The 18,685-nt window shown below is 74.9% G+C and carries 16 protein-coding genes; 11 read left to right on the top strand and 5 right to left on the bottom strand.

Annotated features, from left to right (window positions below; genetic code table 11):
- Position 1 precedes the first annotated feature (1 nt).
- The 5 genes from O7606_RS19335 to O7606_RS19315 all read left to right on the top strand — a co-directional run bounded on the left by O7606_RS19335 (position 2) and on the right by O7606_RS19315 (position 7,152).
- Complete coding sequence (locus O7606_RS19335; RefSeq protein ID WP_281595424.1) at positions 2–247, top strand: MoaD/ThiS family protein; 246 nt, start codon at positions 2–4, stop codon at positions 245–247.
- 14 nt (positions 248–261) lie between these two features.
- Positions 262–1,509 (top strand): metallophosphoesterase, encoded by a 1,248-nt coding sequence (locus O7606_RS19330; protein ID WP_281595423.1) that lies wholly within the window; start codon positions 262–264, stop codon positions 1,507–1,509.
- 85 nt (positions 1,510–1,594) lie between these two features.
- The gene (locus O7606_RS19325) at positions 1,595–4,786 is read left to right on the top strand and encodes a UvrD-helicase domain-containing protein (RefSeq protein WP_281595422.1); all 3,192 of its coding nucleotides are present in this window, start codon (positions 1,595–1,597) and stop codon (positions 4,784–4,786) included.
- Between the two features lie 120 nt (positions 4,787–4,906).
- Entirely contained in the window at positions 4,907–5,710 is an 804-nt protein-coding gene (locus O7606_RS19320) for a flagellar basal body protein FliL (protein ID WP_281595421.1), read from the top strand.
- A gap of 197 nt (positions 5,711–5,907) precedes the next feature.
- On the top strand, positions 5,908–7,152 hold the full coding sequence (locus tag O7606_RS19315; protein ID WP_281595420.1) for an ATP-binding protein: 1,245 nt from the start codon (positions 5,908–5,910) through the stop codon (positions 7,150–7,152).
- A gap of 28 nt (positions 7,153–7,180) precedes the next feature.
- Here O7606_RS19315 and O7606_RS19310 read toward each other — a convergent pair whose 3' ends face one another.
- The gene (locus O7606_RS19310) at positions 7,181–7,720 is read right to left on the bottom strand and encodes an N-acetyltransferase (RefSeq protein ID WP_281595419.1); all 540 of its coding nucleotides are present in this window, start codon (positions 7,718–7,720) and stop codon (positions 7,181–7,183) included.
- Positions 7,721–7,883: 163 nt separating this feature from the next.
- On the opposite strand from O7606_RS19310, the gene O7606_RS19305 reads away from it, so the two are divergent.
- Together O7606_RS19305 and O7606_RS19300 are read left to right on the top strand one after the other, a co-directional pair.
- On the top strand, positions 7,884–8,429 hold the full coding sequence (locus tag O7606_RS19305) for a DoxX family protein (RefSeq protein ID WP_281595418.1): 546 nt from the start codon (positions 7,884–7,886) through the stop codon (positions 8,427–8,429).
- 283 nt (positions 8,430–8,712) lie between these two features.
- Positions 8,713–10,155 carry a glycosyltransferase 87 family protein gene (locus O7606_RS19300; protein WP_281595417.1) on the top strand — a complete coding sequence of 481 codons (1,443 nt, stop codon included), beginning with the start codon at positions 8,713–8,715 and terminating at the stop codon, positions 10,153–10,155.
- A 16-nt stretch (positions 10,156–10,171) separates the two neighbouring features.
- Here O7606_RS19300 and O7606_RS19295 read toward each other — a convergent pair whose 3' ends face one another.
- From O7606_RS19295 to moaC, 4 genes are all read right to left on the bottom strand, one after another.
- The gene (locus O7606_RS19295; RefSeq protein WP_348651170.1) at positions 10,172–10,585 is read right to left on the bottom strand and encodes a molybdenum cofactor biosynthesis protein MoaE; all 414 of its coding nucleotides are present in this window, start codon (positions 10,583–10,585) and stop codon (positions 10,172–10,174) included.
- A gap of 134 nt (positions 10,586–10,719) precedes the next feature.
- Complete coding sequence (locus O7606_RS19290; RefSeq protein WP_281599761.1) at positions 10,720–11,988, bottom strand: molybdopterin molybdotransferase MoeA; 1,269 nt, start codon at positions 11,986–11,988, stop codon at positions 10,720–10,722.
- Between the two features lie 29 nt (positions 11,989–12,017).
- The gene (locus O7606_RS19285) at positions 12,018–12,488 is read right to left on the bottom strand and encodes a MogA/MoaB family molybdenum cofactor biosynthesis protein (protein ID WP_281595416.1); all 471 of its coding nucleotides are present in this window, start codon (positions 12,486–12,488) and stop codon (positions 12,018–12,020) included.
- Positions 12,485–12,976: a cyclic pyranopterin monophosphate synthase MoaC gene (gene moaC, locus O7606_RS19280; protein WP_281595415.1), complete on the bottom strand. Its 492-nt coding sequence runs from the start codon at positions 12,974–12,976 to the stop codon at positions 12,485–12,487. The genes O7606_RS19285 and moaC overlap by 4 nt, the downstream gene beginning before the upstream one ends.
- A gap of 691 nt (positions 12,977–13,667) precedes the next feature.
- Here moaC and O7606_RS19275 point away from each other — a divergent pair.
- The 4 genes from O7606_RS19275 to O7606_RS19260 all read left to right on the top strand — a co-directional run bounded on the left by O7606_RS19275 (position 13,668) and on the right by O7606_RS19260 (position 18,670).
- The gene (locus O7606_RS19275) at positions 13,668–16,112 is read left to right on the top strand and encodes a bifunctional diguanylate cyclase/phosphodiesterase (protein ID WP_281595414.1); all 2,445 of its coding nucleotides are present in this window, start codon (positions 13,668–13,670) and stop codon (positions 16,110–16,112) included.
- A 125-nt stretch (positions 16,113–16,237) separates the two neighbouring features.
- Entirely contained in the window at positions 16,238–17,605 is a 1,368-nt protein-coding gene (locus O7606_RS19270; RefSeq protein ID WP_281599760.1) for a glycosyltransferase 87 family protein, read from the top strand.
- Positions 17,586–18,218 (top strand): phosphoribosyltransferase family protein, encoded by a 633-nt coding sequence (locus O7606_RS19265; RefSeq protein ID WP_281595413.1) that lies wholly within the window; start codon positions 17,586–17,588, stop codon positions 18,216–18,218. Before O7606_RS19270 ends, O7606_RS19265 begins: the two co-directional genes overlap by 20 nt.
- 29 nt (positions 18,219–18,247) lie before the next feature.
- Entirely contained in the window at positions 18,248–18,670 is a 423-nt protein-coding gene (locus O7606_RS19260; protein WP_281595412.1) for a zf-TFIIB domain-containing protein, read from the top strand.
- Positions 18,671–18,685 lie beyond the last annotated feature (15 nt).

The raw sequence follows: 18,685 nt of genomic DNA, 5'->3' as shown, positions 1-18,685 counted from the left end.
GATGGAGCTCACCGTCCGCTACTTCGCGGGGGCCCGCGCCGCGGCCGGACGTGCCGAGGAGAGCGCCGCCGCCGGGCGTACGCTCGACGAACTGCTCGACGAGCTGGCCGCGCGGCACGGCGACCCGCTGGCCCGGGTGCTGCGGGCGGCGAGTTTCCTGGTCGACGGGGTGACCTGCCATGATCGTCGGGCGCTGCTGCCGGCCGGGGTCACGGTCGACGTCCTGCCTCCGTTCGCCGGGGGCTGAAGGAGGCACATCACGTGTTGGCGGTCCTGGGTTTCGTGGGCACCCTGGCGCTGATCACCGGACTGATCCACTTCTACCTGTGGAAGCGGCTCGTCCGGGACACCACCCGGCCGGGCCGCTGGCGGCGGATCGGCGCGGTCGGCGCCGGGGTGCTCGCCGTGCTCGTTCCGTCGACCATGGTGGCCACCCAGAACGGCCTCTACTGGGTGGCCTGGCCCGGTTACCTCTGGCTGGCGGTGATGTTCTACCTGCTGGTCGTGCTGGTCGCCCTGGAGCTGCCGATGCTGACCGCCCGGCTGGCGCTGCGCCGCCGGGTCGCCGCGGCCGAGCCGACCGCCGCCGCGCCGGAGCCGGCCCTGGTCGGGGGCGCCGGCGCCGCCGACCCGCCGGCTGCCGAGGCGGTCGGGCAGCCCGACCACGACCCGGCCCGCCGGCTGCTGCTGGCCCGCGGCGCGGCCATCTTCGCCGGGCTCACCGCCACCGGCCTCACCGGGTACGGCGTCCGCACCGCCCTCGGCCCGCCGCAGCTCGACCGGGTACGGATCCCGCTCGCCAAGCTTCCCCGCGGCATGGACGGCCTGCGCATCGCCACCGTCTCCGACATCCACCTGGGTCCGCTGCGCGGCCGGGCGCACACCGAGCGGATCGTGGCCGCCATCAACCGGCTCGACGCCGACCTGGTGGCGGTGGTGGGCGACCTGGTCGACGGCACGGTCGCCGAGTTGGGCGGGGCCGCCGCGCCGCTGCGGGACCTGCGTTCCCGGTACGGCAGCTTCTTCGTCACCGGTAACCACGAGTACTACTCCGGCGTGGAGGAGTGGGTGCAGGAGGTGGACCGGCTCGGCCTGCGGGTGCTCCAGAACGAGCGGCTGGAGATCGCCGCGAGGGGCGGCGCGCTGGACCTGGCCGGGGTGAACGACCCGTCCGGGGAGGGCGGCGTCGGGCTGGCCGCCGGCCCGGACTACGCGGCGGCGCTCGCCGACCGGGACCCGTCCCGGCCGGTGGTGCTGCTGGCCCACCAGCCGGTGGCCGCGGTCGAGGCGGCGAAGTTCGGGGTGGACCTGCAACTGTCCGGGCACACCCACGGCGGGCAGATCGTGCCGTTCAACTGGGCGGTCCGGCTCCAGCAGCCGGTGGTCTCCGGGCTCGGCGAGGTGGACGGCACGAAGGTCTACGTGACCAACGGCGCCGGCTTCTGGGGCCCGCCGGTGCGGGTCGGCGCGGAGCCTCAGATCACCCTCGTCGAGCTCCGCTCGACGTGACGCGTCCCGGCCCGGTCCACATAGCGCAGGTCACGCTCGCGCGTGGCGGGCGGAGGCGGTCCGGGCGGGCGTGACAGGATGCGGCGTGCCCCTGTTCAGCGCCGTACCCTCCTCCGGCGGTCCCTCGCCGTTCGTCGCGGACCTGCACATCCACTCGAAGTACTCGCGGGCGTGCAGCCGGGACCTGACCCTGCCGAACCTCGGCTGGTGGGCCCGGCGTAAGGGCATCGGCGTGCTCGGCACCGGCGACTTCACCCACCCCGCCTGGTACGACCACCTGCGGGAGACGCTGCGTCCGGCCGAGCCGGGCCTGTACCGGCTCAGCCCGGAGGCGGAACGGGACATCGCCCGGCGGCTGCCGTCCCGGCTGGCCGACGCGGCCGAGGCCGACCCGGTCCGGTACCTGCTCAGCGTGGAGATCTCCACGATCTACAAGCGGGACGACCGCACCCGTAAGGTGCACCATCTGGTGTACCTGCCGGATCTGGACGCGGTCGAGCGGTTCAACGCCACGCTCGCCCGGATCGGCAACATCGCCTCGGACGGTCGGCCGATCCTCGGCCTGGACTCCCGGGACCTGTTGGAGATCACCCTGGAGGCCAGCCCGGACGGCTACCTCGTCCCGGCGCACATCTGGACGCCGTGGTTCTCGGCGCTGGGCTCGAAGTCCGGTTTCGACGCGATCGCCGACTGTTACGCCGACCTGGCCGGGCACATCTTCGCCGTGGAGACCGGGCTCTCCTCGGACCCGGCGATGAACTGGCGGGTGGGCAGCCTGGACGGGTACCAGCTCGTGTCCAACTCGGACGCCCACTCGCCGCCGGCGCTGGCCCGGGAGGCCACGGTCTTCGCGACCGGGCGGGACTACTTCGCCATCCGGGAGGCGCTGCGCACCGGGGACGGGCTGGCCGGCACCATCGAGTTCTTCCCGGAGGAGGGGAAGTACCACGCCGACGGACACCGGCTGTGCGGGGTGAGCTGGTCCCCGGAGCGGACCCGGGCAGCCGGCGGGCGCTGCCCGGAGTGCGGGAAACCGCTCACCGTGGGCGTGCTCAGCCGGGTCGAGGAGCTGGCCGACCGGCCCGAGGGGCACCGGCCGCCGCAGGCCCGCGACGTCACCCACCTGGTGCCGCTGGCCGAGATCCTCGGTGAGCTGAACCAGGTCGGCCCCCGGTCGAAGCGGGTCGAGGGGAAACTGAACGACCTGGTCGCCGGGCTCGGCCCGGAGCTGGAGATCCTGACCAGCACCCCGCTGCCGGAGATCGCGCGGGTCGGCGGGGAGCTGCTCGCCGAGGGCATCGGCCGGCTGCGCCGGGGCGAGGTGCGCCGGGTGCCGGGCTTCGACGGCGAGTACGGCGTGATCACGCTCTTCGACCCGGACGAGCTGCGTACGTCCGGGAAACCGCAGGCCGACGCGTTGTTCGAGGTGCCCGTACCGAAGCAGCGGGTGACCCGGAAGGAGCCGGCGGCCCGGACGAAGCCGGCGGCGGCGGAGCCGAGGCGACGGCCGACCCGGGAGACCCCGCCGCCCGTCCCGCCGATCGCGGCCGCGCCGTCGCCGCACGAGCCGTTCGAGCCGATGCTCGCCGGCATGGAGGAGGTCGGCACCGGCCTGCTGGACCGGCTGGACGCGATGCAGCGGGTGGCCGCCTCCGCGCCGGGCGGTCCGCTGCTGATCGTGGCCGGGCCGGGCACCGGCAAGACCCGGACGCTGACCCACCGGATCGCGTACCTCTGCGCCGAGCTGAACGTCTTCCCGGAGACCTGCCTGGCGATCACCTTCACCCGGCGGGCCGCCGAGGAGCTGCGGCACCGCCTCGACGGGCTGCTCGGGCCGGTCGCCGAGGACGTCACCGTCGGCACGTTCCACTCCCTCGGGTTGGCGATCCTGCGGGAGAACGCCGAGGCGGCCGGCCTGCCGCCGGACTTCCGGATCGCCGACGACGTCGAGCGCGCCGCCGCCCGCGCGGAGGCCGGCGACGACATCGCCACCTACACCGCGCTGCTGCGCAAGCAGCAGCTCGTCGACCTGGACGAGCTGCTCAGCCTGCCGGTGGGGCTGCTGCGCGCCGACCGCAAGCTGACCCAGCGGTACCGGGACCGCTGGCGGTGGATCTTCGTGGACGAGTACCAGGACGTCGACGCGGTCCAGTACGAGCTGTTGCGGCTGCTCAGCCCGGCCGACGGCAACCTCTGCGCGATCGGCGACCCGGACCAGGCGATCTACTCGTTCCGGGGCGCGGACGTCGGGTACTTCCTGCGTTTCGCCGAGGACTTCACCGACGCGCGGCCCGTCCGGCTGAACCGCAACTACCGCTCGTCGGCGCCGATCCTGGCCGCGGCGGCGCAGGCCATCGCGCCGTCGTCGCTGGTCCGGGGCCGCCGGTTGGATCCGGCCCGGCTCGACCCGGAGGCCCCGCTGGTCGGCCGGTACCCGGCGGCGTCCGTCGCCGACGAGGCCGACTTCGTGGTACGCACCGTCGACGAGCTGGTCGGCGGCCTCTCCCACCGGTCGCTGGACTCCGGACGGATCGACGGGCGCAGCACCACCCTCTCCTTCTCGGACATCGCCGTGCTGTACCGCACCGACGCCCAGGCCGCCCCGATCCTGGACGCGCTGAGCCGGGCGAACGTGCCGGTGCAGAAGCGGTCGCACGACCGGCTGCGGGACCGGCCCGGCGTGGCGGCGATCGCCCGCGAGCTGCGGCACGCCGACGGCCTCGACGGCGGGCTGCCGGCCCGGGTACGGCTGGTCGGGCAGCTCCTCGCCGACCGGTACGCCGCGCCCACCCTGGATGCCACCGGCTCGGTGCGCCCGGAGGACGTCCGGGCCGCGGTCGACCTGCTCACCCCGCTGGCCCGACGCTGCGGCGACGACCTGCCGCTGTTCCTGTCGCAGCTCGCCACCGGCGCGGAGGTGGACGCGCTCGACCCGCGTGCCGAGGCGGTCACCCTGCTCACCCTGCACGCCGCGAAGGGGTTGGAGTTCCCGGTGGTCTTCCTGGTCGGCTGCGAGGACGGGCTGCTGCCGTTGCGCTGGCCGGGCTCGACGCCCAGCGACGACGACGTCGCCGAGGAGCGGCGGCTGTTCTTCGTCGGGCTGACCCGCGCCCAGGACCGGCTCTACGTCAGCCACGCCGCCCGCCGCGCCCGGCACGGGCCGGAACGGGAGGTCCGCCCGTCGCCGTTCCTGGACGCGATCGATCCGGGACTGTTCGAACGGTTCGGCGCGGCGGAGCCGGCCCGCCCGAGGAACCGGCAGCTACGGCTGATGTGAGGGCCGTCGCGACCCGCGCGGCCACGAGCCGTGAGCTGATCAGTCGTTCACGCTACGGTGACCCCACGTCGGCGTCCGCCCCGGTCGCCCGGCCCTCACGACCCGTGCCAGGAGGCGAGCATGGCGAACCACGGACCGCCGGGGGCCGGCCGACCGGACCCGTGGTCCGGGCGACGCCCGGACCAGCCGTACCAGCCCCGCGACCGGGGTGGCTGGACGGAGCCGGCCGGCAGCGGCCACCCGTACCAGGAACGCGACCCTTACCAGGCTGGTGACCCGTACCGGGGCGGAGAGCCGTACCGGGGCGGAGAGCCGTACCCGGCGGCGGAGCCGTACCGGCGGGGTGGGCCGTATCCGGCGGAGCGGCGGGACGGATACGGTCCGCCGGTTTCCGGCGGTCAGCTTCCGGCGTTCCTCGGCGGGCCCGAGCCGGCCGCCGCGCCCCCGCCGCGTCGGCGCGGCCGGGGCCGGACGGTCGCGGTGCTCGCCGTGCTGGTGGTGCTGGTGCTCGGCGGTGGCGCGGGCCTGTTCTGGCTGGCCAACTCGGACGAGACGGCCCCGGACGAGGTCGCCGCCCTGCCGTCGGTGACGCCCGCGCCGACCGACGCGCCGCCGTCCGCGCCGCCCGACGAGCCGGCGGACGTCTCGCCGAGCGCGCTCGCTCCCGAGTCGTCGGCCGACCCCCGGTTCGCCGAGGTGGGGCAGTGCGTACGCAACGAGGCGTCGGCCGGGGCGCGGCCGAAGCTGCTGATCACCGGGTGCGCGCCGAAGACGTACGAGGTGCTGCGGCGGTTCGACGGGGCGACCAGCGGCGAGAAGGACGCCGAGACGAAGTGCGCCCGGGTCGACGGGTACACCGACTGGTACTTCTACAACAGCGAGCTGGACACCCTCGACTTCGTGCTCTGCCTCAAGCTCCGCTGACCGGGCCGACCGGACCGGCCGGGCCGTCGGGTCGCCGAGCCGGGCCGCCGGGGCCGGAGCGGCGTACGCGGTAGCCGCTTCTACAGCTCTCTACGGTGGACGCTAGAAAGCCGTAGACGGGCCTCGACACGACACGCCGGTAGCCTCCTCTACCCACTTCTAGCTGGCACGTTAGACGGCCCGATACGGTGCGAGACGTGGATCCCGTCCGCAACCCGTACGCCCCGGGCGCGGGGCAACGCCCACCCGAGCTGGCCGGTCGGGGGCGGGAGCTCGACGTGTTCGACGTGGTGCTGGAGCGGATCGCCCGGGGGCGACCGGAGCGCAGTCTGATGCTCACCGGGCTGCGCGGGGTGGGCAAGACCGTCCTGCTCAACACGCTGCGTTCCGCGGCGATCGGCCGGCTGTGGGGCACCGGCAAGATCGAGGCCCGGCCGGACCAGTCGTTGCGGCGGCCGGTGGCGGCGGCCCTGCACATGGCGGTACGCGAGCTGGCCTCCCGGCACCGGGCGCCCGACCGGATCGACGCGTTCCTCGGCGTGCTCAGGGCGTTCGCCCAGCGCGGCCCGGCGAGCGCCGACGGGCGGCGGGGCACGACCGCCCCGCGCCTGCGGGACCGCTGGCAGCCGGGCATCGACGTGCCGGCGAGCAGCGGCCGGGCCGACTCCGGGGACATCGAGATCGACCTGGTCGAGCTGCTCACCGACGCGGCGAGCGTGGCCGCCGACGTGGGCACCGGCATCGCCGTGTTCATCGACGAGATGCAGGATCTCGGCCCGGAGGACGTCTCCGCGCTCTGTGCCGCCTGCCACGAGCTGTCGCAGCTCGGCGCGCCGTTGATCGTGGTGGGCGCCGGGCTGCCCCACCTGCCGGCGGTGCTCAGCGCGGCCAAGTCGTACTCCGAGCGGCTCTACCGTTACCAGCGCATCGACCGGCTGGACCGGATCGCCGCCGACCAGGCGCTCTGCGCGCCGGCCGCGCGGGAGGGCGTCGAGTACGAGTCGAAGGCGCTCGACCTGCTGTACGAGTCCTCCGGCGGCTACCCGTACTTCGTCCAGGCGTACGGGAAGGCCACCTGGGACAACGCGCCCCGCTCGCCGGTCACCGCCGACGACGTCCGGGTGGCCGCCCCGGAGGCCGAGGCGGAGCTGGCGGTGGGGTTCTTCGGCTCCCGCTTCGAGCGGGCCACCCCGGCCGAGCGGGAGTACATGCGGGCGATGGCGACGCTGTCCCGCCTCGACGGCGACCCCGGGGCGGCGCGGGACGACCTGGACGCGGTGCCGACCGCCGAGATCGCCCGGTCCCTGGACCGGAAACCGGCGAGCCTCTCGCCGGCCCGGGACGCGCTGATCAAGAAGGGGCTGATCTACTCCGGTGAGCGGGGCACGGTCGCCTTCACCGTCCCGCACTTCGGCCGGTACCTGCGCACCCAGCCCGGCTGAGCCCGGGGGGTCAGACGGGTCGCGGGGGTCAGACCCGGGACCACGGGGGCGGGAAGACCACCTCGCCCGGGGGCGGCTCCGCCGCGCCGCTCACCGCCAGCGGCAGCACCAACGCCTGCCACGGCTCCCCCAGCCCGGACCACGGGCTGGACAGCCCCGCCCGGTCCGCCGGGCCGAACCCGAACCGGCGGTAGAAAGCCGGGTCGCCGAGCACCACGACCAGCCGCTCGCCGAGCTCGGTGGCGGCTTCCAGGGCGGCCTGCACGACGGAGGTCCCCAGACCGATCCGTTGCCGGTGCGGGGCCACGGCGACCGGCCCGAGCACCAGCGCGGGAAACTGCGCGGGGCTCACCCGGACCCGGGTGAGCAGGGCGTAGCCGGCCAGCTCACCGCCGTACTCGGCGACCATGGCCAGCTCGGGGAGCCAGGCGGCGCTGCCGCGCAACTCCTCGACCAGGCCGACCTCCGGGGGGACCGCGAGGTCGGGGCGGGCGAACGCCCCGGCGAGCACCTGCCGGATCGGCTCGGTGTCGGCGGGCCCCTCGGGTCGCAGCCGCAGCGTGGTCATCCTCGGGACGTTACCCGCCCCGCCGGGTCCACCCGGGACGCGCGCGACGGGTCGGCGAGTCGCGCGCCGCCGGCCGCCGTGACCGCCCCGGACCGGGGCGGAGGTGGCGGGCAGATCGACGGTTGCAGCCATAATCCCTGCCGGGACGGGGTATGACTGACCCATGAGTCCCTTGCGCTCCCTCGCCCGAGTCCTGCTGAGCGGCGTCTTCGTGACCGGCGGGCTCCGCCAGTTCCGTGATCCCGGTCGGTACGTCGAGCAGTCCAAGCCGGTCACCGACCGGATCACGCCGCTGCTGGAGCAGACCGCGCCCACCCTGCCCAGCGACGCCGAGACGCTGATCCGGGCCAACGGGGCGGCGCAGGTGGTGGGCGGCCTGCTCCTGGCCACCGGGCACGCCACCCGGCCGGTGTCGTTGCTGCTCGCCGGGTCGCTGGTGCCGACCACCCTGGCCGGTCACCCGTTCTGGGCGCAGGACGACCCGGCGGCCCGGGCCGGCCACCAGGTGCACTTCCTGAAGAATCTCGGGCTGATCGGCGGCCTGCTGCTGGCCGCCGCCGACACGGGTGGCCGCCCCAGCCTCCGGTGGCGGGCCGGGCACCGGATCGGCCACTCCCGACGTTCGGTGCGACGTGCCGTCCGGACCGCCCGGCGGGAGACCCGGCTCGCCGTACGGACGGCGACCGCGGCCCGTCGACTTCCCGGCTGATCCGGTCGGCGCCCTGGCCGGGCCGGTCGGCTCCCCGGCCGGGTCGCTCGGCCGACAACCCGACTGACCTGGTCGGACATTCCTCGAACCAAGGCCTCACCCCCCGCTAAGGCCGCTAATCCCCTGAACCACCCGCGAAGCGTTAACGCGGTGGAAATGTCAAAAACTGGTGTGGGATCGGACACGGTCACGTAACGCGGGAGGCATCAAGGTGAGGCACCGTTCTAGGCTCCGTGCAGGACCTGGACGGATAGGACGAAGTTGGTACGGGGGTGGCCACGCCATGCCGGCGACCGTCGAGAGACGGGCGGACCGCTTCGCCCCCGTGCGCCGGGTGGTCCGGGGCATCGACCGCCGGACGGCGATCCGCCTCGGCATCGTGGCCGCCGCCGTCTACGCCGCCTGGAGCGCCGTCGGAGCGTTCGGCCGTCCGTACAACTTCTTCGACATGAAGATCTACCACGGGGCGATGGTCTGGTGGGTCACCGGTAACGAGCTGTACGAGTTCGTCGCCCCCCGGACCACCCTCGGGTTCACCTACCCCCCGTTCGCCGGGCTGGTCATGCTGCCGATGGCGCACCTGCCCGTGCCGGCCGCCGGCTGGCTCAACGCGCTCGGCAGCGTGGCCGCGCTGACCGTGGTGCTGGCCGCGCTGCTCCGACCGATCGTCGACCGGCTCGGTCAACCCCTGTGGTTCGTCGTCGCGGTCGCGGCGCCCCTCGCGGTCGCCATCGAGCCGGTCCGCGAGACCCTCGGGTACGGCCAGGTGAACCTGCTGCTCTTCGCGCTGGTCGCCGCGGACCTGATCGGCCTGAGGTGGCGGTCCCGTCGGGGCACCCGGTACCGCCGCGACGACGGGCCGCTGCGCCGGTTCGTGTACGGCGGCGGCTGGGCCGGCGCGGGGATCGGGCTGGCCACCTCGATCAAGCTCACCCCGGCGCTGTTCATCGTCTACCTGCTGATCACCCGGCAGTGGCGGGCCGCCGCGACGGCCACCGGCACCGCCGCCGGCGTCTCCCTGGGCATGTTCGCCGTCGCCGGGGAGGAGTCCCGCGCCTACTTCACCCAGGTGCTCTGGCAGACCGAACGGGTCGGCGCGGCCGACATGACGCCGAACCAGTCGCTGGCCGGTCTGCTGGCCCGGCTCTACGACTCGATCGAGACGCCCGGGCTGCTCTGGTTCTCGTTCGCGGTGCTGATGCTCGCGCTGGGCCTCTCCCGGGCCGCGAACGCCCGCGCCGACGGTGACGAGCTGACCGCGTTCACCCTCGTCGGGCTCACCACCAACGTGATCAGCCCGATCTCGTGGACGCACCACCTGGTCTGGGTCATCCCGGCGATCGTGGTGCTGGCCGACGCGGCGATCCGGCGGCGCGAGGCGAGCCGGGGCCTGGTCCAGCGGTCCGGGCCGGCATCGTCGTACGGGGGGCCGCCCGGCGTCAACGGGCTCCGGCCGCCCATCTGGTACCCGGCGATGACCGGGTTCCGGCACGGGGCCGCCGCCGTGGCGCTCTACCTGCTCTTCCTGGTCTCGCCCATCTGGCCGTACGAGCACCAGCTTCCCGAGGTGTCGCACTACGCCGACGGGCTGTTCGGCGCGCTGATGGAGAACTCGCTGGCCCTGGCGCTGATCGTGCTGGTGGCGGCGCTGCCCTGGCGGCCCGGCGCCGAGCCGGCCTTCTACACCGAGCGTCCGGCCCGGCCGGAGGCGGTCGGCCGACGCTGACCGTGGGCCCGCCCGGTCACGGGCAGTTGACCCACTCCTCGGCGCCGTCGGCGAAGACCTGCCGTTTCCAGATCGGCAGCCGGGCCTTCACCTCGTCGACCAGGCGGGCGCAGGCCGCGAACGCGGCGGCACGGTGGGCCGTGCTGACCGCCGCGACCAGGGCGACGTCACCGATCGCCAGGGGGCCGATCCGGTGCGAGACGGCCACCGCGTACACGTCCGGGTCGGCGGCCACCTCGGCGGCGACCTGCCGGAGCACCTCGGTGGCGCTGGGGTGGCCCTCGTACTCCAGGGCGGTGACCGACCGGCCGTGGTCGTGGTCGCGCACCACGCCCTGGAAGGAGACCACCGCCCCGGCCCGCCGGTCGGCGACCGCCGCCTCGTGCCCGGCGAGGTCGAGCGGCTCGACGGTCACCTCGGCCCGCGCCACCCGCACGGCGGTCGCGGCGGCCCCCGGCGGCACGGCGGTCGCGGCGACGCCCGACGGCACGGCGACGCCCGACGGCACGGCGGTCGCGGCGGCCCCCGGCGGCACGTCCGCCGCTGGGACGGCGGCGGTCGGGTTCACCATGTCCGTTCCCCGGGCAGCAGGGGCAGCGGCACCATCGGCACCCGGGCCCCGGGCTCTCCGCTCGTCCCCGGCCGGATCACCGCGAACCCGTCGGCGCCGGCCAGACCGCGCAGCATCGCCGAGCCGACGTGCCGGACCGGTCGGGCGGCGCCGTCCGTCGCGTCGAGCCGGACCAGGGCGAGGTGGGTGTGGTCCCCGCGGCCACGGATCGGCTCGGCCAGCGTGACCTGCGGCAGCGTCGGCATCGGCCGGCCCTGGAGCCCGGCCAGCAGCGGGGCGACAAGCGAGACCAGGGCGACGATCGCCGACTGCGGGTTGCCGGGCAGCCCGGCCACGAACCGGGCCCGACCGTCGGCGCCGACGAGTCGGGCCAGCAGCATCGGGAACCCGGGCCGGACGGCGACCGTGTTGACCACGTAGTCCGCGCCGAGCGCCTGGAGCGTCGGGTGCAGGTGGTCGACCGGCCCGTGCATCGTCCCGCCGGTGGTGCAGACCAGGTCGGCCCCGGTCAACGCCTGACCGAGGGCGCTCACGTGCGCGGAGAGCGTGTCGGCGACCGGGCCGACCACGTCGGACGGCCGCACCTGGCAGCCGTACCGGCGCAGCCAGGCCGGCACGGCCGGGCCGAGGGCGTCGCGGACCCGGCCGCCGCCCGGCGGGCCGGTGGTCAGCAGCTCGTCGCCGAAGACCAGCAGGGCCGCGCGGGGCGGCCGGCGGACCGGGAGCGAGTCGTGACCGCAGGAGGCGGCCAGCCCGATCAGCGCCGGGTCGACCGGGGTGCCGGCCGGGAGCAGCTCCTCACCGGCCGCGGCCTCCTCGCCGGGCAGTCGCCACTCCGGAGCGGGTCGGGGCGTGCCGGTCACCCGGCCGTCGGCGGTCCGGCCGGACTCCTCGACCCGCAGGATGGCGGTGGTCCCCTCGGGCACCATCGCGCCGGTGGCGATCTCGACCGTGACGCCGTCCCCGGTCAGCGGGTCCGGGGCGCCTCCGGCGAGCACCCGGCCGACGACCCGCCACGGGCCCGCGCCGCGTACCGCCCAGCCGTCGACGCTGGAGGTCGGGAAGGCGGGCAGGTCGGTGCGGGTGGTCAGGGGCGCGGCGAGGGTGTGTCCGTCCGCTTCGGCCAGCGACCGGTCGACGACGGGGAGCGCGGCGGCCGAGCCGACCGCGTACCCCCGGGCCCGGGCTTCCTCCCAGCCTGCCGGCGGTGGCGCGGCGGCCGGTTGCCCGGCGGCGCTGGTCCCGGTCGGCTCGCTCCGCACAGTCACGCGGCCAACCCTATCGGGCGGGGTCAGTGGTCGCCGCCGCGTAGCTGGTCGACGGTGTGGCCGAGGATCGGCTCGAGCACCGCGAGCCCGTCGCGGGCGCCGCCGGTGGAGCCGGGCAGGTTCACCACGAGCGTCCGGCCCGCCACCCCGGCCAGCCCCCGGGACAGCGCCGCGGTGGGGACCGTGGCCCGGCTGTGCGCGCGGATCGCCTCGGCGATGCCGGGGATCTCGTAGTCGAGCACGGCCCGGGTGACGTCCGGGGTCCGGTCGGTGGGGGTCACGCCGGTGCCGCCGCTGGTCAGCACCACGTCGACGCGGTCGGCGACGGCCTCCCGCAGCGCCCGACCGACCGGCTCGCCGTCGGCGACCACCACCGGTTCGTCGACCGTGCAGCCCAGTTCCCGCAGGCCGGCGACGAGCAGGGGACCGCTGGTGTCGGCGTAGACCCCGGCCGCGGCCCGGTTGGACGCCACGATCACCCGGGCCCGGATCACGGCCGGTCCGCCGGCCGCTGCCAGTCGCCGGTACGGCCGCCCTCCTTGCGGAGTACGCGTACCGCGTCGATCGACGCCGCCGGGTCGACGGCCTTGACCATGTCGACCAGGGCGAGCCCGGCGGTGGCGACCGCGGTGAGCGCCTCCATCTCGACGCCGGTCCGGTCGGCGGTCCTCGTGGTCGCGGTGATCTCCACCGTGTCGGCGGTGAACGCGAAGTCGACGGTGACGCTGTGCAGCGCGATGGGGTGGCAGAGCGGCACCAGCTCGGGGGTGCGCTTCGCGCCCATGATGCCGGCGAGCCGCCCGACGGCGAGCGCGTCGCCCTTGGGGAGCCCGTCCCGGCGGAGCAGCCCGATCACCTCGGGGGTGGTCCGTAGCCGGCCGGCCGCCACGGCCCGCCGACCGGAGACCGGCTTGGCCGAGACGTCGACCATGTGGGCCGCGCCCGCCTGGTCGAGGTGCGTCAACTGCGCGGGTTCGGTCACCCGGCGAGCCTATCGCCGGGCGGGGCTCCGCCGCCCGCTGGGCCGACGGCCGGTGTCCGGGCGGCCGATTGCCCCACCCGCCCGGTTGCGATTCCCTAAGATGCCCGACAGGTATTCCGGACCGGTGACCACGAGACGCCCGGGCGGGGCGAGGGGGAACTCCCGCGCCACTGTCCGTACGTCTACCAATTCGGTGAGGATCGGCGCGGAGCGGGATCGGAGGGGAACGGAATGAGCACGCTCCGGTCCACGCCGGACACGCCACGCCGACGGGCCGTCGGCCGGATGCGCGGAGACCATTCGGCAGCGCCGGGCGACACGGCGAATGCGGAGCGAAAGCAGATCGCCCCGCTCCGCATCGGACGGTTGGACGGATAGTTACAATAGGCCATACTCTTAACTAATGTTGCATATAGCGACATTTATCGTACCGAACCTGCCATTCCGTCCCCTAGGCTGCTGGTAGACCGAGCGGAGCGGGCGCCGGAGACGGTGCCGGTGGAAGAAGGGGCCGGAGCCATGCGTGGCAGCGAGTGGGAGTGAATTAGACCGCGGAAGCGAAGAATCCCTGCGGTACGCTGCACGAGCCAGCGAACCCCGGGGAAGCACTGTGACCCTTCTCAGGCGACGCGTCAATGAGACCGATCGGCAGCTTCGACTGCTTGTCGGTCTCGTCGTCGTGTTGGCCGTCATGGTCGAGACGACCGCGGTCGCCATCGCGGTCGCGACCCGCCTGCCGACCTCCCTCAACGATGTCGCAATGCTGGTGATGCTCACGTTCACGACTTTCGTCAGCACGTCCACGAAGGCACGGGTACGCATCCGCTCGACCACGCATTCCATCAGTTGGAACGAAACGGCAATCATCATCGGAGTGGCGATCGCCCCCACTTCCTGGGTGGTCGTCTGCACCGGCCTCGGCGTCGCCCTGGGCTCGGTCAAACTGCCCGCCATCAAGATGGCGTTCAACGTCGGCAAGAACGTCCTGGTCGCCGGGGCCGCCGGGCTCGTCCTGGTCAGCATGGGCTGGTCGTGGCCCCCCGCCGAGGTCACCGGGCTCGTCGTCGGCGTCGCCCTCGCCTACCTCGCCGCCGCTCTCCTCGACGATCTCCTCGCCATCCCGGTGATCGCGCTCGCCTCCGGCACCCGCATCTCCCGGCAGTTCCGCAGCAACCTGGACCTCCGGCTCACCGGCTTCGCCGTCCGGTTCGTGGTGGCCCTGGCCACCCTCGTCATCATCCAGGCCGACACCCGCCTGCTGCTCGCCGTGCCACCACTCGTGGTGAGCCTGCACCTGGCGTACTCGCACCGCATCCAGACCCGCACCGAACAGCAGGCGTGGCAGCGGCTGGCCCGCACCACCGACGCGCTCAACTCGGTCGACCTGGACAAGGTGCTGACCACCGCCGTCACCCAGGCCGCCGAGCTCTTCTCCGCCGACGAGGTCGAGATCGAGCTGCGCGACGGCGGACGCAGCGTACGCGGCGGCAGCGGCACGATCAGCTACGACGGCCCGGCCGGCGGCCCCCCCACCGTGGACGGCTCGGTCATCCCCATCCCCCTGGAAGGGCACGACCGGGGCCCCGACGTCGGCGTGCTGCGCCTGCGGTTCCGCGGCCCGGTCCGCCTCTCCGAACGCGAGCAGTACACCCTGCGTACCTTCGCCTCCGCCCTGTGCACCGCGGTCCGCAACGCGCAGGCGTACGCCGAGCTGGCCCGGGTCGCCGCCGACCACGCGTACGCCGCCACCCACGACGCCCTGACCGGCCTGGCCAACCGCCGGCACCTGCTCGACCAGGGCAGCGCCCAGCTCGAACAACGACACGCCGACGGCGTCACCGCGCTGGCCCTGATCGACCTCAACCACTTCAAGGAGATCAACGACACCCTCGGGCACGCCGCCGGAGACCGGGTGCTGGTGCAGGTCGCCGCCCGGCTGCGCGACGCCGTACAGGCCGACGACCTGGTCGCCCGGCTCGGCGGTGACGAGTTCGCCGTCCTGCTCCGCGGGCTGCCCGCCCCCGCCGTGGCCGCGCACCGCGCGGAGTCCCTGCTCGCCGTCCTGCACGAGCCGTTCGACCTGGACGGCATGCGGATCAGCGTCGAAGCCAGCGGGGGCATCGCCACCGCGCCCACCCACGGCGGCATGGCCGAACTGCTGCGCCGCGCCGACGTCGCCATGTACCAGGCCAAACGCAACGCCCAGCGGCTCGCCTCCTACACCCCCGGCCGGGACACCGCCGACCTCGGCCGGCTCACCCTCGGCGGCGACCTGCCCCGGGCCGTCGCCGACCACGAGTTCGCGGTCGACTTCCAACCCATCGTCGACCTCGGCACCGGCGAGGTGGTCAGCGCGGAGGCCCTTACCCGCTGGCACCACCCCACCAACGGCACCGTCGACCCGGGCCGCTTCCTCAGCACGGTGGAACGCTCCGGCCTGCTCCCGGCGTTCGCCGACACCGTGCTCGACCAGGCCCTCGTCGCCCTGGTGAGCTGGCGGGAGGCCGGCTTCGACCTGCCCGTCGCGGTGAACGTCTCCCCGCGCAGCCTGCTCGACGCCCGCTTCCCCGGCTCGGTGCTGGCCCGGCTGCGCGCCCACGACCTGCCACCCGACCGGCTGATGCTGGAGCTCACCGAAAACCTCACCCTCAGCCAACTCGACGTCGTCGACCGGGTGCTCGGCCGCCTGCGCGACGCGGGCGTACGGCTGGCGCTGGACGACTTCGGCACCGGCTACTCCTCGCTGTCGCTGCTCTCCCGCATCCCGGTGCACGAAATCAAGATCGACCGGACCTTCGTCACCGACATGGAGTCCTCGGCCGAGGCCGCCGCCGTGATCCGGTCCACCCTCGACCTCGGCCGCAGCCTCGACCTCGACGTGGTCGCCGAAGGCGTGGAGAGCGAGCCGCAACGCCGTGCCCTCTGGGAGCTCGGCTGCCTCGCCGGGCAGGGGCACCTCTTCGCCCGTCCGATGCCCGCCGACCTGTTCCTCGCCACCCTGCGTCGCGGGACCGGCGGTCGCCCCGGCCACCTCGCCCCACCCCTGCACGACGCCGGCGCGGTCATCCGGCTCGCGCCCGGCCGCCGCCAGCACCACCGGAACCGGACGGACCGTCTGCCACACTTTCCGGCGTGACCGCAGCCGACGACCCGGACCACCCGCCGACACCCACACCCGCCGAGCCGGCCGCACCGACCCGGCCCCGGGTCACCGGTCCGGCCCGGCGCGTCTGGCGGGCCGTCGACACCAGAGGCGGCGGCCTGCCCCTGGACCTCGGCCTCTACGCCACCTCCGCCGCGTTCGCCGCGCTCACCGCCGTCACCTCCACCCTGCCGTCCCACCGGGCCTGGGGCGCGGTCGCCGCCGTCGGCTACCTGGTCGCCGCCCTGCTCGCCGCCGGGCAGCTCCTCGCCCGCCGCAGCCGCCCGGCCGCCCCGCTCGCCGGCACCGCCGCCCGCGCGACGGTCACCGGCCTGACCTGGGCCACCACCGCCCTGCTCCCGCTCGGCTGGCAGGCCGTGCAACGTGCCGCCGGGCACGCCGACCGGGCCCAGGAAGAGGTGCTCGTCGTCGAGCGCTCCGGCGACCGGCTCGTCCACGACGGCACCCCATACCTCGGGCCGGACGCGATCGCCGCCCTCCCGCCGGGCGAACAACTGCTCGGCTACACCCCGTACCAGCCGGGCATGGCGGTGTTCGGCCTGCCCCGGGCCGCCCTCGACACCTGGTGGACCGACGCCCGCCTGGCCTTCGCCCTGGCCACCGCGATCACCCTGGCCCTCGCCGTACACGTGCTGCGCGCCACGCCCGCCCACGCCACGCCCGCGCACGCCACGCCCGCCCACGCCACGCCCGCCCACGCCGACGCCGTTGCCGGTCGCGCCGACGCGGCCGGGTCCACGCCCGCCGGCGAGCACCGCCGCCCCCTCGACGCCGCCCTGGTCCGCGCCGTCCAGGCCGCCACCGTCCTGCCCGTCTGCGCGCTCACCCTCGCCACCGGCGGCGACGACCTCCCCGTACTCGCGCTCTGCCTGCTCGCCCTCGCCCTCGCCGCCACCGGCCGACCCGGTCGGGCCGGACTCGCCGTCGGCCTGGCCGGGGCGCTCAAGCTCCTCGCCTGGCCGGTCGCCCTGGTCCTGCTCTTCTGGGCGGGCGCCCGCCACGCCACCGGCCGGTACGCGGTCGGCGCGTTCGGCCTGCCCGCCGCCGCCCTGCTCCCCGCCCTGCTGGTCGACCGGGACGCCCTGGTCGAGAACGTGCTGCGTTTCCCGCTCGGCCAGGGCCTCGTCACCAGCCCGGCACAGTCCCCGCTGCCGGGCCACCTGATCGCCACCGGCCTGCCCGCCGGCCGCGCCGTCGCCGCCGCCCTGCTGGTCGTCGCCGGGCTCGCCATCACCGTCCGGCTCCTGCGCCGCCCACCCCGCACCGCCGCCACCAGCGCCGTGATCTGCGGGTACGGACTGCTCGCCGCGATCGCCCTGATGCCCGCCACCCGCTTCGGGTACCTCCTCTACCCGCTCGCCCTGCTGGTCTGGGCGCCCGCCCTCCGGCTCGCCTCTTCACCGCAAGTACCCGGCGGAACCGGCCGGGAAGGCGTAGACCTGAGGCATGACCACCACCTACCGTGACCGCGCCGAGGCCGGCGCGATGCTCGCCGACCGGCTGACCGGGCTCACCGACCGCACCGACGTGGTGGTGCTCGGCCTCGTCCGGGGCGGCGTGCCGGTCGCCGAGGTGATCGCCCGACGCCTCGACGCCCCCCTCGACGTGCTGGTCGTCCGCAAACTCGGCATGCCCTGGGCGCCCGAGGTCGCCTTCGGCGCGCTCGGCCCCGGCGGCGTCCAGGTGCGCAACGACCCGGTCGCCGACCGACTCGACCCCGCCGACATCACCGAGGTCACCCGACGCGAACAGGCCGAACTCGACCGTCGGGAACGGCTCTACCGGGCCGGCCGGCCGCCGCTGGACCTGGCCGGACGCACCACCGTCATCGTCGACGACGGCCTCGCCACCGGGGCCACCGCCCGCGCCGCCGTCCAGGTCACCCGACGGCTCGGCGCACGCCGGGTGGTGGTCGCCGTCCCGGTCGGCTCCCCGGAGGCGTACGAGATGCTCGCCGCCGAAGCCGACCAGGTGGTCTGCGCCCAGCGGCCACCCGACTTCGGCGCGGTCAGCCGCTACTACGACGACTTCCACGAGGTCACCGACGACGAGGTGACCGGCGCGCTCGCCGCCTCCTGAGTGCAACAGTCACCGGGTACCGTCGAGAGATGCAGCTCATCTGTCCCAAGTGCCGCGGAGACATGCGCCAGTACGAGCGCAGCGGCGTCGTCATCGACCAGTGCGGCGAATGCCGTGGCATCTTCCTCGACCGCGGCGAGCTCGAAAAGCTGTTCGAGGCCGAGGCCAACTGGAACAAACAGCACAACGCCGGGCCCCCGCAGGTCCCCGGCCAGCCGCACGCTCCCGCCCCGCCCGGCGGTTACGCGCCCCCGCCGCCGCCCCCGCCCGGCGCCGCCCCGCACCACCAGCCCGGGTACGGCGCGGTTCCCCCGCCGCCGCCCCCGCCGCCGCCCGGCTACCCGCCCACCCACGCTCCGGCGTACGGCGGCCACCAGCAGCACTACGGCTACCACGGCCACTACCGCCGCAAGAAGAAGCAGCACGGCTTCCTCGGCGAGCTCTTCGACTGACAGCGCGCCGGGAGG

It is taken from the genome of Micromonospora sp. WMMD882, from assembly GCF_027497255.1.
In the GTDB taxonomy this organism is placed as follows: domain Bacteria; phylum Actinomycetota; class Actinomycetes; order Mycobacteriales; family Micromonosporaceae; genus Micromonospora.
Note: the sequence above shows the minus strand (reverse complement) of the source record. Positions and strands in the feature narration are given on the sequence as shown.

Bases quoted from the DNA above. Each gene is read 5' to 3' on its own strand.
- O7606_RS19265 (WP_281595413.1), top strand. From the start codon at position 17,586: ATGACCACCACCTACCGTGACCGCGCCGAGGCCGGCGCGATGCTCGCC.
- O7606_RS19260 (WP_281595412.1), top strand. From the start codon at position 18,248: ATGCAGCTCATCTGTCCCAAGTGCCGCGGAGACATGCGCCAGTACGAG.
- O7606_RS19320 (WP_281595421.1), top strand. From the start codon at position 4,907: ATGGCGAACCACGGACCGCCGGGGGCCGGCCGACCGGACCCGTGGTCC.
- O7606_RS19335 (WP_281595424.1), top strand. From the start codon at position 2: ATGGAGCTCACCGTCCGCTACTTCGCGGGGGCCCGCGCCGCGGCCGGA.
- O7606_RS19275 (WP_281595414.1), top strand. From the start codon at position 13,668: ATGGTCGAGACGACCGCGGTCGCCATCGCGGTCGCGACCCGCCTGCCG.
- O7606_RS19305 (WP_281595418.1), top strand. From the start codon at position 7,884: ATGAGTCCCTTGCGCTCCCTCGCCCGAGTCCTGCTGAGCGGCGTCTTC.
- O7606_RS19300 (WP_281595417.1), top strand. From the start codon at position 8,713: ATGCCGGCGACCGTCGAGAGACGGGCGGACCGCTTCGCCCCCGTGCGC.
- O7606_RS19310 (WP_281595419.1), bottom strand. From the start codon at position 7,720: ATGACCACGCTGCGGCTGCGACCCGAGGGGCCCGCCGACACCGAGCCG.